This is a genomic window from Henriciella sp., from assembly GCF_029936995.1.
Classification (GTDB): Bacteria; Pseudomonadota; Alphaproteobacteria; order Caulobacterales; family Hyphomonadaceae; genus Henriciella.
In genome coordinates this window covers 14,440-29,332 of the sequence record NZ_JAPYRE010000009.1, presented here as the reverse complement: position 1 = coordinate 29,332, position 14,893 = coordinate 14,440, and the positions used below count along the sequence as shown (strand labels likewise).

The 14,893-nt window shown below is 59.7% G+C and carries 12 protein-coding genes; 4 read left to right on the top strand and 8 right to left on the bottom strand.

What is annotated here, in order from left to right:
• Window positions 1-37: 37 nt before the first annotated feature.
• A complete protein-coding gene (locus tag Q1K31_RS15535; protein WP_300381561.1) occupies window positions 38-1,423 on the top strand; it encodes an amidohydrolase in 1,386 nt (461 codons plus the stop codon).
• Here Q1K31_RS15535 and Q1K31_RS15530 read toward each other — a convergent pair whose 3' ends face one another.
• The 4 genes from Q1K31_RS15530 to Q1K31_RS15515 all read right to left on the bottom strand — a co-directional run bounded on the left by Q1K31_RS15530 (window position 1,424) and on the right by Q1K31_RS15515 (window position 5,501).
• Window positions 1,424-2,389 (bottom strand): alpha/beta hydrolase, encoded by a 966-nt coding sequence (locus Q1K31_RS15530; RefSeq protein ID WP_300381558.1) that lies wholly within the window; start codon window positions 2,387-2,389, stop codon window positions 1,424-1,426. It lies immediately after the preceding gene.
• Window positions 2,386-3,093, bottom strand: a complete 708-nt coding sequence (locus Q1K31_RS15525; protein ID WP_300381555.1) for a hypothetical protein — start codon at window positions 3,091-3,093, stop codon at window positions 2,386-2,388. The genes Q1K31_RS15530 and Q1K31_RS15525 overlap by 4 nt, the downstream gene beginning before the upstream one ends.
• 74 nt (window positions 3,094-3,167) lie before the next feature.
• Window positions 3,168-4,370 (bottom strand): acyl-CoA dehydrogenase family protein, encoded by a 1,203-nt coding sequence (locus Q1K31_RS15520; protein WP_300381551.1) that lies wholly within the window; start codon window positions 4,368-4,370, stop codon window positions 3,168-3,170.
• A gap of 15 nt (window positions 4,371-4,385) precedes the next feature.
• The gene (locus tag Q1K31_RS15515; RefSeq protein WP_300381549.1) at window positions 4,386-5,501 is read right to left on the bottom strand and encodes an acyl-CoA dehydrogenase family protein; all 1,116 of its coding nucleotides are present in this window, start codon (window positions 5,499-5,501) and stop codon (window positions 4,386-4,388) included.
• Window positions 5,502-5,677: 176 nt separating this feature from the next.
• Here Q1K31_RS15515 and Q1K31_RS15510 point away from each other — a divergent pair, with 176 nt between their 5' ends.
• The 3 genes from Q1K31_RS15510 to Q1K31_RS15500 all read left to right on the top strand — a co-directional run bounded on the left by Q1K31_RS15510 (window position 5,678) and on the right by Q1K31_RS15500 (window position 11,398).
• On the top strand, window positions 5,678-6,250 hold the full coding sequence (locus Q1K31_RS15510; protein WP_300381546.1) for a hypothetical protein: 573 nt from the start codon (window positions 5,678-5,680) through the stop codon (window positions 6,248-6,250).
• Window positions 6,251-6,340: 90 nt separating this feature from the next.
• Entirely contained in the window at window positions 6,341-8,935 is a 2,595-nt protein-coding gene (pepN, locus tag Q1K31_RS15505; RefSeq protein WP_300381544.1) for an aminopeptidase N, read from the top strand.
• A gap of 87 nt (window positions 8,936-9,022) precedes the next feature.
• Window positions 9,023-11,398 carry a PAS domain-containing sensor histidine kinase gene (locus Q1K31_RS15500; RefSeq protein ID WP_300381541.1) on the top strand — a complete coding sequence of 792 codons (2,376 nt, stop codon included), beginning with the start codon at window positions 9,023-9,025 and terminating at the stop codon, window positions 11,396-11,398.
• Here the strand turns inward: Q1K31_RS15500 and Q1K31_RS15495 are convergent.
• Genes Q1K31_RS15495 through Q1K31_RS15480 form a run of 4 tightly spaced genes read right to left on the bottom strand, consistent with a single transcriptional unit; the run spans window position 11,395 to window position 14,862 of the window.
• Window positions 11,395-12,006 (bottom strand): ABC-type transport auxiliary lipoprotein family protein, encoded by a 612-nt coding sequence (locus Q1K31_RS15495; RefSeq protein WP_300381538.1) that lies wholly within the window; start codon window positions 12,004-12,006, stop codon window positions 11,395-11,397. The two genes, Q1K31_RS15500 and Q1K31_RS15495, sit on opposite strands and share 4 nt — an antisense overlap.
• Entirely contained in the window at window positions 12,003-12,965 is a 963-nt protein-coding gene (locus Q1K31_RS15490; protein WP_300381535.1) for an MlaD family protein, read from the bottom strand. The genes Q1K31_RS15495 and Q1K31_RS15490 overlap by 4 nt, the downstream gene beginning before the upstream one ends.
• Window positions 12,965-13,735 carry an ABC transporter ATP-binding protein gene (locus Q1K31_RS15485; RefSeq protein ID WP_300381532.1) on the bottom strand — a complete coding sequence of 257 codons (771 nt, stop codon included), beginning with the start codon at window positions 13,733-13,735 and terminating at the stop codon, window positions 12,965-12,967. The genes Q1K31_RS15490 and Q1K31_RS15485 overlap by 1 nt, the downstream gene beginning before the upstream one ends.
• Window positions 13,732-14,862, bottom strand: a complete 1,131-nt coding sequence (locus Q1K31_RS15480; RefSeq protein ID WP_300381530.1) for an ABC transporter permease — start codon at window positions 14,860-14,862, stop codon at window positions 13,732-13,734. The genes Q1K31_RS15485 and Q1K31_RS15480 overlap by 4 nt, the downstream gene beginning before the upstream one ends.
• Window positions 14,863-14,893: the final 31 nt, after the last annotated feature.

Here is a 14,893-nt window from a genome sequence, read left to right as displayed (position 1 = left end):
AGTCTGCTTCCCAGTCAACTCCGGGAAGGAAACTAGAATGAAGCGCTGGACCCGTCTGCTCGCATCCGCCTCCGCCGTGGCTTTCATGGCCGCAACACCTGTCGCAATCGCGCAGGAGGCAACAACCACTCAGGAGGCCCCGACCCCCGAAACAGGACTTCTGGACCTGTACACCTGGCTGCATGCCAATCCGGAGCTGTCTTTCAAGGAGCAGACATCGGCCAACATTCTCGCAACCGAGCTTGAGAGCCTTGGCTTCAGTGTCACCAAGGGGCTGGGCGATGAATGGGTCCGCCAGAAATCGACCGAGGACGAAGGCACGGTGCGTGAAGGTGTTGGCGGCTATGGGGTCGTCGGTGTCTATGAGAATGGAGAGGGACCGACCGTCCTGATCCGGGCCGACATGGATGCCCTGCCCGTGCCTGAGCAAACCGGCCTGGACTATGCTTCAGAGGTGACAAGCATGACCTGGACCGGGGTTGAAAGCCCGGTCATGCATGCCTGCGGCCACGATATCCACATGACCAACTGGGTCGGCACCGCCCGCGAGCTGATCGCCAACAAGGATGACTGGTCCGGCACACTCGTCATGATCGCGCAGCCGGCCGAGGAGCTTGGCCTTGGTGCCAAGGCGATGATCGAGGACGGGCTGTATGAGGACTTCCCCCTGCCAGATTACAATCTCGGGCTTCACGTCTCCGCTTCGGCTCCGGCCGGGACGGTCTCCTACTCCTCCGGTTACGCACTAGCGAATGTCGACAGCGTGGACATTCACGTCAAAGGGGTTGGCGGCCACGGGGCCTATCCGCACACCGCGAAAGACCCGGTGGTGATTGCCTCGAACATCGTGATGGGCCTCCAGACACTTGTGGCCCGCAATGTCGATCCACAGACACCCGCGGTTGTCACCGTCGGCTCTTTCAAGGCGGGCGCCAAGCACAACATCATTTCCGATGCCGCCGAACTGCTGCTGACCGTTCGCTCCTATGACGATGAGACGCGCCAGCTGCTGCTCGACGGGATCGAACGCATCGCGAAAGGCCAGGCGCAAGCGTATGGCGCACCTGAACCGGAAATCCGGATCGACTCCGACTACACGCCGTCGACCTATAATGATCCTGATCTGACGAGCGAAGCCATGGCTGCGATCAGCCAGGCGATCGGCGAGGACAATGTCAGCGAAGTCACGCCCGTAATGGGCGGTGAGGATTTCTCGCAGTACAGCCGGACGGAAGAAAACGTGCCAAGCCTGATCTTCTGGCTGGGTGCCATTGCGCCAGAAGCCTATGAAGCGGCACAGAATGGCGGCGAGTCCCTGCCGTCCCTGCACTCACCCTTCTTCGCCCCGGACCCCGAACCGACCATCGAAACCGGCGTGGAGGCCATGACGGCCGCCGCAATGGCGCTGTTCAACAAGGAATAGCTAAAGCTTGGCCAGCCAGTCGGTCAGCAACCTGTTGACCTCGGCTGGCCGCTCCTGCTGGGTCCAGTGCCCGCAACCTTCAAGAAGGTGCGCGCCCATCAGACCCGGCAGGTTCGGCTTCATCGCCTCAACAGGATCACCGGGAAACATTTTCAGGACCAGATCTTTCGTGCCGCCAATAAACAGGCTTGGCTGATAGATCTTGTGATCCTCGAGCTTTGTCAGGAACGCATGATCGCGTTCATGATTCCGGTAGCGGTTCAGCGGCCCGCGAAAGCCGGAATGTTCGAACTGGGATGCATAGTAAGCAACATCCTCCTTGCTGAGCCAGGGGAGGGGCATGTCCGGGTCCGGCAGTCGGTGCAGGAGCGTATCACCATGCCTCTTGTCGGTCGGCCATGTGCCTTCCGGCGCATCCCCGGAGATTGCGTAATAGAACTTCCGTATGGTCGCAGCCGGATCGGTTTCCAGTTCGGCCTCGGGCGGGCCGATGTCCTGGAAATAGACCTGGTAGAAAAACATGTTCCGGGCCGTGAAAAACTCGCGGAAGACCTGGATGGCCGGCTTCTCACCCGGTGGAATATAGGGCACGGACAGACCGGCCACTGCCCTGAACTGATCGGGAAACAGAAGCGCAGAATTCCAGGCAATCGGCGCGCCCCAGTCATGACCCACCACCACAGCAGGCCCGTCGGGCTGGAGCGCATGCGCAACGCCGGCAACATCCTTCGTGATCGTTTCCATGTCATAGGCTTCAACCGCCTGCGGCCTTTCGGAACCGCCATAGCCACGCACATCAAGCGCAGCTGCCGTGTAACCGGCCGCAGCAACAGCATCGAGCTGATGGCGCCAAGAATACCAGCTTTCCGGAAAGCCGTGAACGAACAGGACAAGCGGCCCCTCGCCCTGAACAGCGACGCGAAGGGTTATCCCATTCGCTTCAATCTCGCGGAATTCGGCGTTCATTGTGATGCTGCCCCGTCTGCCTGGGCCGCTGCTGACTGGATCATTTCCACTGTCTCCGGATGCGTGAAAACCTTGTAGCTGCCGCCGTTACTGGTCGCGTTGAGCTGCTGGAGCACAGAACCGAACTCGAGCGGAACGATCTCGATCGTTTCCGCATCGAAGCCCTGCTGCTTCAGGTTAGACGCCATCCCCTGCGCATCCTGATAGCTCAGCAAAATCGGTGTCGCCGGACCATTTCCCGTATCGATCTGGGTCTCTTTACCGTCTGCCGTGACGAAAAAGACCGGTGCACCGAAGCCTTCGCCGCTTTCATCCAGCGCATTCGCCTGCTCGACCTCTTCTGCGCCACCCTCGAACATCACCGGGCCATCCCAGGCCGTCAGCAAGGCCAGAAGGGGCACTGTTCCGGGCGTCATATTGCTCACGGCCGGTTCCTGGCGGGCCGCTTCAGCTGCCGCGGGACGCAGGAAAGCAATCAGGGAATCGTCGCCCTGCTCGTTACGGATAGACGCCATGCCCCCCTGCTGATCCTCCAGGACGATGACATGCAAGCCATTCAAGGCGTTTACAATGGTCGTGGATGGCTGTCCGGCCGCCTGGGGCTGGGCCGTTTCCTGTGTAGGCGCGGCAGCTTCCTGAGCGATCGCGTAAGGCACGGCAAGGGCCAGGGCTGCAAGCCCGGCAGATGCGAGGACTGGTTTCATTCGGAAGGTCTCCTGGAAGCGTGTCATTCCGGCCGGAGCCTATGCGGCCCGGCCGGAATGCACAAGGAAACCGATCAGCCCTGTTTGAGCGTCTCGAAGGGGACGTCCTTGTCGACACGCACATCCTGCGGAAGACCAAGGACACGTTCGGCAATGATGTTCTTCAGGATTTCATCCGTGCCACCAGCAATCCGCAGGCCCGGAGCCCACATGAAGCTCTGCTGGAAGATCGCGTTGGCCGGCATCGTCTCGGAATCGTTCATGATGCCGTAATGGTCCTGCATCTCGATCGCGGAGTTGCAGATATCCTGCAACTGGTTGGCCGTGATGATCTTGCCGATGGAGTTTTCCGGCCCTGGCGTACCGCCCCGCGACAGGGCCGTCTGGGTGCGGAACTTGGTCAGGTTGTAGCCTTGGGCCGCGACATACCAGTCGGCCAGCTTCTCGCGGAAGGCCTGATCGCTGAGCGTGCCCTTGCCGCGGGCATAATCCATGATCTCCTTCCAGTCCGGTCCCGGCGAGCCGCCAACGGCGAGGCGTTCATTCATCAGGGTGACGAGCGCCACCTTCCAGCCTTCGCCGACTTCGCCGAGACGGTCGGAGTCTGGTATCCGGACATCCGTGAAGTAGACCTCGTTGAACTCACGTCCGCCAGAGGCCTGATGGATCGGCTTGGCTTCGACGCCGGGATCATTCATGTCCACGATGAACATGGTCAGGCCCTTGTGTTTCGGCGCCTTCGGATCGGTGCGTGTCAGCACGATGCCATAGTCGGAAAAATGCGCGCCTGTCGTCCAGACCTTCTGGCCATTGATGACCCACTCGTCGCCATCCTTGACGGCCCGGGTCTTGACGCCTGCGACGTCAGAACCGGCGGCCGGCTCAGAAAATAGCTGGCACCAGATTTCCTCGCCGCGCAGCGCCTTCTCGACATAGCGCTTCTTGTGGTCATCAGAGCCAAAAGCAATGACGGTCGGCACACACATGCCAAGCCCGATAGCGAACGGGCCGGTGGGGGCGTCGAACTTGCCCTCTTCCTGGTTCCAGATGACCTGCTGCATCGACGTGCCGCCACGCCCGCCCCATTCCTTGGGCCAGGTGATCTGGGCAAAACCGCCCTCAGCCTTGGTCTTCTGCCAGTTCTTGGCGCGTTTCAGAAAGTCGTCAGTCGACCGGTGCCGGCCGCCTGCGCCGTCCTTCAGCTTCAGGTGCTTCTCGAGAAAGCCGCGAGCTTCTGCACGGAACTCTGCTTCTTCGGGTGTATCGTTGAAGTCCATGATCCAAGATCCTCCTTAGGCTGCGTTCTTGCGCTCGAGGGCGCTCACCAGCTTCTCTTTCCATATCTTTGGCGCGCCAGCCTGAACGGCGAGCAGTTTGGCACGGCGGTAGAACAGGTGGCAGTCGACCTCCCAGGTGAAACCCATGCCGCCATGTGTCTGGATGTTCTCCTTGGAGGCGAACCAGAACGCGTCGCTAGAGGCCAGCCTTGCAGCAGCAGCCGCCTCTGGAAGCTCGGCAGCATCCGTCGACAGCGCCCAGGCCCCGTAATAGCTGTTGGAACGGGCAACCTGATTCTTCACATACATCTCGGCAAGCTTGTGCTTGATCGCCTGATTGCCGCCAATCGGGCGACCAAAGGCAAAGCGCTCCTTGGCAAACTCGGTCGCCATCTCGAGACAGCGGTCGGCACCACCAAGCTGCTCAAATGCCAGCAGGACAGCCGCACGATTCAGGATGGCGTCATTAAGGTCCGCGGCCTGTCCGGCTGGGCCGATGCGTGTGCCGGGTGCGCCATCAAACTTGATTTCAGCGTGGCTGCGCGTTGGCTCCAGCGTCTGCACCGGTTTGCGCGTCACGCCATCGCCGGTCAGGTCGACGAGGACGAGGCTCGCCCCGGAGCCCTCCTTGGCAAGGACGATGGCGTGGGTGGCGATATCCCCATCGGTTACGGGAATCTTGGTGCCGCTGACTTTCGAGCCATCAAAGCTGACAGACAGCTTCGAGGCATCCGGGTTGCCCGGCCCTTCGCTGGCGGCATAGCAGCCGACGATTTCGCCGCTGGCGACTTTCGCAAGGAGGTCCTTCTTCTGGTCTTCCGACCCTGCGATTTTCAATGCTTCAGCGAAAAAGTATGCCGTGGAAGCGAAAGGAACCGGTGCGAGGGCCCGGCCCATTTCCTCAGCAATGACGCAAAGCTCGAGCATACCGAGCCCGAGACCGCCATATTCTTCCGGAATGGCTGTGCCAAGCCAGCCCATTTCGACGACCTGATTCCATACGTCCTCATTATGGGACTTGTTTTCATCGTCGAGGACTTCACGCACATGCGCGGTGGTACACCTGTTCTCAAGAAATTTACGCGCTTCGCCTGCGAGAAATTTCTGGTCTTCTGAAAAGTCGAAATTCATACGACCCCGTCTCCCTTGATATGCTGTCTGAAGCCTATCATAGCTGACTGCGTTGCGCCGGAAAGCCGTCTCGCAGCGGAAGGCGAAATCTTCGTGATAGATGAAATTTCAAACACCTGCTTCACCCTGCCTCAAACTGGATGTGACACAAGGCTCGTCAAGTTGGGAGTTCAGGCATGGCAAAAGCTCTTTTTCACAAGGCGCAGCGCGTATTCGTCAAACCCGTCGGGACATGGGCCCTTGTCGAGAAGGTGAAACCGCACTGGGTGAAGGATGTCGAGGAACCGCTTCGCGTCACTTACGAAGTCGGGCTCGGACGGGAATTCACGGCAGGTGAGCTGGTGTCGGAAGACGTCATGAATGGCCGGGACCGGAAGAATGATGATGCCGACCTCAATCTTGAGTACTGGCGAATACAGCGCGCAAGGAATCGCTGGCAAGAGAGCGAACAGACCTCCTCGCACCCCTATCCCGGCACGTTCCCTGTCATCATGACGGACGAGAACGACTGGGGCGGCTGGCGTGTGCCGGGCTCTGAATATGACCGTGACCCGCAGAAGATCGAGTACCAGGCCCGTCTTCTCGTGAATGCGCCACGCATGCTGAAAGTATGCCGTGCCATGGCCGAACTGGCCTCGGAAAGTGATGAAGGCATGCCTGACGAGGTCAAGAAAACCGTTCGGGAATGCCAGCTGATCCTTCGGCATGTCTACGAAATCACGGACTCGCCCAAGATGGCTGCTGAATAGCTGCCAAACATTCCAGTTCTGCAATTGAGACAATGCGCGCAGCGCCCTATCTTGACCTGACGTTACAGGCAATTTCAGGACAGCACATCAATGCGCACGGACACACCGGTTTCGGTCAAGCTGGACAATTACACGCCCTACCCTTTCGACATCGAGCATGCCGATCTCGACTTCTCGCTCGAGCCGGAAGCCACGCGCGTTCGCGCACGCATTAATATAAAGCGCCGCGCGCCGGGTGAGCTTGTCCTGGACGGGGTTGGACTGAAGCTGAATACAGTCGCTATTGATGGCCGCGAACTCACGCCCGCCGACTACACACTCGAGGAGGAGGTGCTCACCATACCGGGTGTGCCCGACAGCTTCATCCTTGAAACGGATGTCACGATCGATCCGTCAAAGAACACCGCCCTTTCCGGCCTCTACATGTCCGCCGGGCGCTTCTGCTCGCAGTGTGAGGCGACAGGGTTCCGCCGCATTACCTTCTGGCCAGACCGGCCGGACGTGATGAGCCGTTTCCATGTCCGAATGGATGCTGACAAGGCGAAGTACCCGGTCCTGCTGTCCAATGGCACGCCGGGCGATGCCGGGGATCTGGAAGATGGCCGCCACTATGCCGAGTGGGATGACCCCCATCCCAAGCCGTCCTACCTCTTCGCGCTCTGTGCTGGCGATTATGATATCTGGCGCGACAGCTTCACGACAATGAATGGCGACCATGTCGACCTGGGCGTCTATGTCGACAAGGGGCAGGCTGAGCGCGCCGAATGGGCGATGGAGAGCCTGAAGACGGCCATGAAGTGGGATGAGGAACGCTTTGGCCGGGCCTACGATCTCGGCGTATTCAATATTGTCGCCGTACGGGACTTCAATTTCGGCGCGATGGAGAACAAGGGCCTCAACATCTTCAACTCCGCATATGTGCTTGCGAGCGCTGAGAGCGCGACAGATGCCGATTTCGAGGCCATCGAGAGCATTGTCGGCCACGAATATTTCCACAACTGGACCGGTAATCGCATCACGTGCCGGGACTGGTTCCAGCTGTGCCTGAAGGAAGGCCTGACCGTTTTCCGCGACCAGGAGTTTTCCTCCGACCTGCGGTCACGGCCAGTGCAGCGCATCAAGGACGTCATGACCTTGCGCGCCCGCCAGTTTGCCGAGGATGCAGGCCCCCTCGCCCACCCTGTGCGTCCACAGGCCTATGGCTCCATCGACAACCTTTATACCGCTACGGTTTATGTGAAGGGGGCAGAACTGATCCGTGCGCTGACCGTGCTGATTGGCGACGAGGCCTTTGCCAAGGGTATGCAGATCTATTTCGATGAGTATGACGGCACAGCCTCAACCATCGAGGATTTTTACAGCTGCTTCGAGAAGGCTTCCGGGCAGGACCTCAGCCAGTTCCGCATCTGGTACGTCCAGGCCGGCACTCCTGAGCTGACGGTCGAAGAGGACTGGAACGCCGAAACGGCCACGCTTTCCGTGACGCTGAAACAATCGACACCTGCGACACCGAAACAACCGGAAAAGCAGCCCGTGCCCATTCCGCTGCGTGCGGCATTGCTTGACGGACAAGGCGGCCACGCCACAGCCGATGGCTGGAAGGACGGAGAGAACGTCCTCGTCCTGGACAAGTCTGAAGCTGTCTTCACCGCAAAGCTCCCCGCCGGCTCCGAACGCCCGATCCTGTCTCTCAACAGGCAGTTCAGTGCCCCTGTCCGCCTGAAACGCGGACTGGACCAGCCTGCCCTGCTGGCGCTGGCTGCTGCCGAGACGGATCCGTTCAATATCTGGGACAGTTTCCAGTCACTTGCGAAGGCGGAAATCTTCCGGCTGGTCGACAATCCGCAATCCCCACCGGATTCTGATTTCGTGAATGCCCTGGCCGCGGCCGTACGCAAGCATGCCCATGATCCAGCCTACGCCGCGTTGCTCACCGTCGTGCCGGACATTGGCGAACTCTTCCAGGAACGTGAGCCTGTAGACCCTGCCGGGCTGGACGATGCGCGCAAGCGCCTTCGCCACGCCCTCGCCGAAGCGATGGAAGCCGACCGCCGGAAAATCCTCGAGGAAGATTCCCCGGCCCCGTTCGAGCCGAGCGCAGAACAGGCCGGCACACGTGCCCTGCGTGCCGCCATGATCGGCCTGACAGGCGCACTCGGTACGGGCGAGGCCGCCGATGAACTCAAGCAGCTCTTTGATTCGGCGACCAACATGACCGAGAGCCTTGCCTGCCTCCGCGCCATGGTTTCCATACCGGGCAAGGCAAGGGATGATGCGCTTGCAGCATTCTATGACCGCTGGAAAGACAATCCGCTCGTCGTCGACAAGTGGTTCGCTGTCCAGGCCGGGCAAGGCAGTGCAGCAGACGCGCGCAAGCTTTCAGCACATCCTGATTTCGACCTGTCCAATCCGAACAGGGTCCGCTCTGTTGCCGCAGCGTTCTCGATGACAAACCTCGCCGCCTTCCATACCCCGGACGGGGCTGGCCACGAGGTTGTCGCGGATATCGTCAAGCGGGTCGACAAGCTCAACCCGGCCCTGGCCGCACGCCTCCTGACCAGTTTCGAGCAATGGAAAAAGCTAGAACCCGTAGCACGGGCAAGTGCAGGCAAAGTTCTTGAGGAACTGAGAGCCCACGGTTTGTCCAAACATGCCACGGATATTCTTGCCCGGGCACTGGACTAAACAATGACTGTCCCGCATTAACGCAAGTGCAAACATTTATTACGAGTTTAGGGCTCGGTTTGCACTTCGCGTCAGGGGCATCAAGCGTTGGCACTTACCCGCCAGACAACAAGATCAGTCAAGGATCGTGGAAGCCAGCGCTCAGGAGCTGGCTTCGGCCGCATCCTGCTGCTGACCCTGATATTGCTGGCAGGGGTTCTCGGCCTGATGCTCTGGAACAATTTCCAGGCGCGCAAGGCTGAAGAGCTACAGATCCTGCAGCGCGACACGTTACTTCTTGGCGCGAGCCTGAACCGCAAGGTGGATCGCGCTGGCGAGTATATCGAGAATGAGATTCGTGCCGGCTCGGCTATCAGGGAGATATCCGCCCAGGATGCGGGGCTGGATCGGATCGCAAGTCTCGACACCGCTCTTGAAAGCCGCAATGACACACTCGTGCAGGCGGCACGGAAAGCCGCAGAGTTGTCTGCTGAAGGACAGAGGGTCACACTTCTGGATGATGGGCGACTTGTCATAAGCTATCAGCCGACTGTCGGAACCGCCATCGTCGCATCCGTAGAGGCGCGCCACTGGCTTCAGGCTCCCGACCGTGATTCCCGCGTTCTGCTATACGGAGACGCGGCCGTCTCATCCGGAAACCGAAGCGTATTGCCCCCGAGCCGTGAGCTCGTGCAGCAAGGCAACGGCTTTCGCTACAAGTTTCCGCTGACGCGCTCGGCAACCTCATGTGCTGCACTCGCAGGTGCTGACTTCTCTCTCTGCCTGTCCCGAAACAGCCCGCTCGTTACGCCAGGGATGGGGCTGAACCTGTTGCTGGGGCTGTTCGCCGTTATCGCCGCAGCCCTGGCTTTGATGGGTGTTTACAGGCAGTCCGGCCGGTCCGCACCGCTTGTCGAAGCTGCCAGGTCTCCAGGCTCACAGGAAAACAGCCTGGAAGCTTCTGCCACAAATGCTGCGCTCGGTTTCTGGACGCTTAGACCTGAAGATGGCCAAGCGTGGATCAGCGATACTGCGGCCAGACTGCTCGGCTGGCCCGACTCAGGAGAAATTTCGCGCGCCGCATTCCTCGGGTCTTTCTCATCTTCACATCACGACAGCATCATGGAAGCGCTCGCGGAAGCCGGCACAGGCACTCCCTTCTCCATCCAGGCCCCGACAAGGGCTTCGGATGGTGGAAAATGGATGGAGCTGCGTGGCAGCCGCGAGGCTGGTGGCGTAAATGGCCGCTCGCTTCTGAGCGGTGTCGTCATGGACGTGACCGCAAGCATGCGCCTGCGCGAACGTCAGCGCACAGCAGACACCAGGCTGAGAAACGCTATCGAGAGCTTTCCCTGCCCGTTTGCCCTGTTCGACAATAACAGGCGGCTTTTCTTCTGGAACCGGGCCTATGAGGAGCTGTTTGACCTTTCCTCGGTTCTGCGGCCAGGGGCAAAACATGAAACAGTCGCCATCGCCCGCAGCGCTCAGGCCAGCAGCGAATCAGCGAGCCAGGAAGACTCCGCCACCACGCTTATCGGACTGAAGAGCAACATCTGGATCAAACTCGTCGAACAGACGACAGCCGCTGGCACCCTGGTCAGCTTTGGCATCGATGTGACCAATGATGTGCGCAACGAGCACCAGCTCCAACAGCAGCAGAAGAAGCTCAAGACACTCGTGCAGGACCTTGAGAAGTCGGAAGGCCACAAGGCAGAGCTTGCGCGCAAGTACAATGAAGAGAAGGGCCGAGCCGAAAAATCCGCTAATTCCAAGAGCGCCTTCCTGGCCAATATGAGCCATGAACTCCGAACACCGCTGAATGCCATTAACGGTTTCTCGGAAATCCTGGTCAACGAGATGTACGGTCCGCTGGGCGACAAGCGCTATGGAGAGTACGCCAAGGACATCCTGACCTCTGGCCGCCACCTGCTGGACATGATCAACGACATTCTCGACATCGCCAAGATCGAGGCTGGCAAGATGACGATCGATCCAAAGCCCGTTGATCTGGTTGACCCTGTCGATGCGGCCGTCCGGATGATCCGGCGCAAGGCCGAGGACAAGGGGATCCGGCTTGAGATGCGCACCGAAGAAGGCCTGCCCAACATTGATGCCGACCACCGCGCAGTTCGCCAGATGGTGCTCAATCTCCTTTCGAACGCGATCAAGTTTACGGATGCAGGCGGACGTATCACTGTTGCTGTCCAGCGCCGGGGAGACTTTATCCGTGTTGCTGTGAGGGATACCGGCGTCGGCATCCCGAAGGAACACCTGCCCCGCCTCGCCAACCCGTTCGAACAGGTTCAGGAAACACGCGAACGGAATACTGATGGTACGGGGCTTGGTCTGGCACTCACCAAGTCATTCGCCGAAATGCATGGCGGCAAGCTCACTCTCGCAAGCGAACCGGGCAAAGGGACAATGGTTTCCATCTTCCTGCCGGTGAACACGGGCGAGCATGGCCACGAGCGGAATGTCGCCTAGCCTTCAGGCGTAAAATCCTGGCTTATTTTATCCGAAACCTGCCGGGCGCCCTCTGCCACGCAGTCACGTCCTGTTTCCGCCAGGGCGCGAGCCCGCGCTAGCGGACCCGTGCCACTCGCGCCGACACGCGCCGAGGCGCTGTACTGGGCGATGGGTTTACGATTGCTCCCGTCCATAAGTGTCAGACTGAGCCGGCAGACGCCCTCGCTGCCTTGCAGGTTGAAGTCGTGCAGGCGCCAGTAGAGCTCATAATCCCCGCTTATGCCCGTGCCGTTATCAACAGCAAAACCGCTGCCGCCGGCACTGAAGCTGTCGATCATCGTGACCTGAAAAAGACGTGTGGCACGGTCCGCCCACGCCACCCCCGGCACAATCTGGTAACCGCCCTGTGGACCTTCAGAGGCGATATTACGGCTGGACAGCAGGCGGGGGGCATCCGGTTCTCGGACGACGAGCGTTGCGGCAACCGGGACCTGTCGCTCGGGCTCTGCCAGACGATAAACGGCCTGGGGCTTTGGCTGCTCAGGCAGCACCGAGACACATCCTGATACACTCAGGAATGCAGGCAGTAGCCAGAACCGGGCTTGGTGCGGCAGTTTCAATCTCATTGCCGGTCTCCTTCGTAGGGTACAGGATCACTTCGCAGCAAACCCTGCGGGTTCTGTTCGAGTTCTCGTACGAGACGGTCCATGCGGCGGATCAGGACACGCAGGTCCTGGGCGATCAGGCTGAAATCCGTAACCGCATCCGTAGCGGGACCTTCAATGACATCTGCTGCGGCACTTATCGCTTTCTCGCTCGACTCTATGCTGGTCTGCGCCGAAGCCGACATCTCTTCGAGGTCAGCGATCAGGGCAGAGATTTCGCTGCCGATCCGCACGATTTCTGAATCGGCGTTCTGGCCGATCCTGGAGACCGTATCTGACGCCTCTTCAATGCTCCGCGCCGCATCGCTCACCGCAGCCATTGTCGAGGAGAGATCATCGGAGATCGCTCCATCGCCACCGATAGACGCCGTAATCGCCTCGATATTCTGAAGAGTGCGTGTAACCGACTCGACATTCTCCTCACTGAGGAGCTTGTCGACGCGCTCAAGCGCAATCGTGGCCCGGCCCATGACTTCGGTCCCGCTGGACAGGAGCGCCGCGACGGGACTGTTCACCGATTCAATTTCCGGCACACGATCATCAGAAGCAGCAGACAGATTACGCGCGTTCGGGGACCCGGCATTGATTTGTATGAACGTTACCCCGGTAATACCCGCCAGTTCGATACTGGCGGTCGAGTCCGTCTTGACGGGGGTTTCGGTATCAACCCGTATGCGGGCGCGCACCATCGAAGCATCGTTCCGGTCGATGGCTACGCTCTCAACTTCACCAACCTTGATCCCGATATACCGGACAGATGCCCCTTCTTCGAGATTTACCGGCCCCTCGAAGACAATGTCATAAACATCGAATTCCTGATTGAACTGTGACTGGCCGAGCCACAGGACGAAACCCAGGCCGGCGATGGCGGCGAATATGACGAACGCCCCGATCATTGCGTAATTGGCACGTGTTTCCATCAGCTCGCTCCGGTTTCTGCTGCCCGGCCCCTCGGGCCGGAAAAATAATCCTGTAACCAGGGATGATCTATTGCGCGCAGCTCTTTCATGGTGCCGGTTGCAATAACACGTTTCTCGCCAAGAACCGCGATCCTGTCACACGTTGCGGCAAGCGTATCGAGGTCGTGAGTCACAAGAAACACTGTCAGGGACAGGGCGCGCTGCAAGTCCCTCACAAGCTTGTCGAAAGCCCCCGCAGTAATCGGGTCGAGCCCGGCGGTCGGCTCATCCAGAAAGAGAATGGGCGGGTCGAGGGCGAGCGCCCTGGCAAGCGCGGCACGTTTGCGCATACCCCCCGAAAGGTCTGACGGGAACTTGTCTCCCGCCGAAGTCTGAAGCCCTGCCATCCGCAATTTCTGGTCGGCCAGCTGCATCATGAAGTCCTTTGACAGGCGCGTATGTTCCTTCATCGGCACCATGACGTTTTCACGGACGGTCAGGTTGGAAAACAGCGCGCCGTCCTGGAACATGATGCCCCAACGGTCCTGCACACGCCGCATCGCATCGCCCTGCAGCCCGGTGACATCGTCTCCATAGACCTCGACAGTGCCGTCCTCCGGTGTTTTCAGGCCGACAATCGCCCGCAGAAGAACGGACTTGCCCGTGCCCGACGGGCCGATCACTCCGATCACCTCGCCCTGGCGCACATCGAGATCGAGGTTCTCGTGGACAACCGTACTACCATAGGCCGTCTTGAGGCCCCTTATGCGGATGGCAACATCTTCGCTCACAGGCCAAGCTCCATGTAGAAGATGGCAAACAGCGCGTCGATCACGATGATGGCGAACAGGGCCTGCACCACGGACTGTGTTGTCGCCCTGCCCAGCGACTGAACGCTACCGCCGACCATAAGGCCCTGACGGCAGCCGATCAGCGCAACCATCATGCCGAAAACGGGCGCTTTGGACATGCCAACCCAGAAATGCTGTAGCGGCACGATATCCTGTAGCCGGTTGAAGAACACAGTCGGATTGATCTCGAGCGCCAGCCAGCTGACGAACGCGCCACCGCCAATCCCGAACAACATCGCGATGAGGGTGAGGACGGGCGTCATCACCACCATGGCGAAGGCGCGCGGCACCACGAGCACATCCATCGGATCCAGCCCGAGGGTCTGCATGGCATCGACTTCCTGACGCATCCGCATGGCGCCAATCTGGGCCGTGAAGGCCGAGTTGGTCCTGCCGGCCAGGATAATCGCTGTCAGGATCACACCAAACTCCCGCAGAACGGCAATGCCGACAAGCTCGACCGTGAAGATCGTGGCCCCGAAGGCCTCCAGCGTGGTCGCGCCGATGAAAGCCACAACCATGCCGACGAAGAACGACAGAAAACCGACAATTGGCAAAGCATCCAGCCCGCTATCCTCCATGACCGAGAACAGCGCTGTCCAGCGCATCCTGGCCGGCTTGACGATCACCATGGCCATTGAGGTTATGGTCTCACCAAAAAAGGCCAGCAGGTTCACGGCTTCGTTGGTGAAATGGTTCGTTGCACGGCCCGTCCGCTCAAGCAGGTCGACCATGCCGAAGGACGATTTCTGCCGGGCCCAGCCCTCTTCTTCGGGCCTCAGTGCCTGCGCCTGCTCAATGAGATGGCGCATGCCTGAGGAGCCGCCCTCGACATCAATGCTATCAATGCCGGCATGTCGGGCCAGCCTGTCGAGCGCAAAGGCGGCTGCTGTATCGAAACGGCCCACGTCAGACAGTTCTACAATGAGACGATCTGCTCCCTCCAGATCTTGCTGGCGAAGCTCGGGTTCGACATGGTCCAGTGTATGAACGGTCCAGTCACCGTTCAGGGAGAGCTTCGCCTGACCGCCTGTCTTTTCCAGGTTATAGTGAGGGGTGGATCGCATATTCGCTTTTTGCCCGCTTGGTGTTTACTTT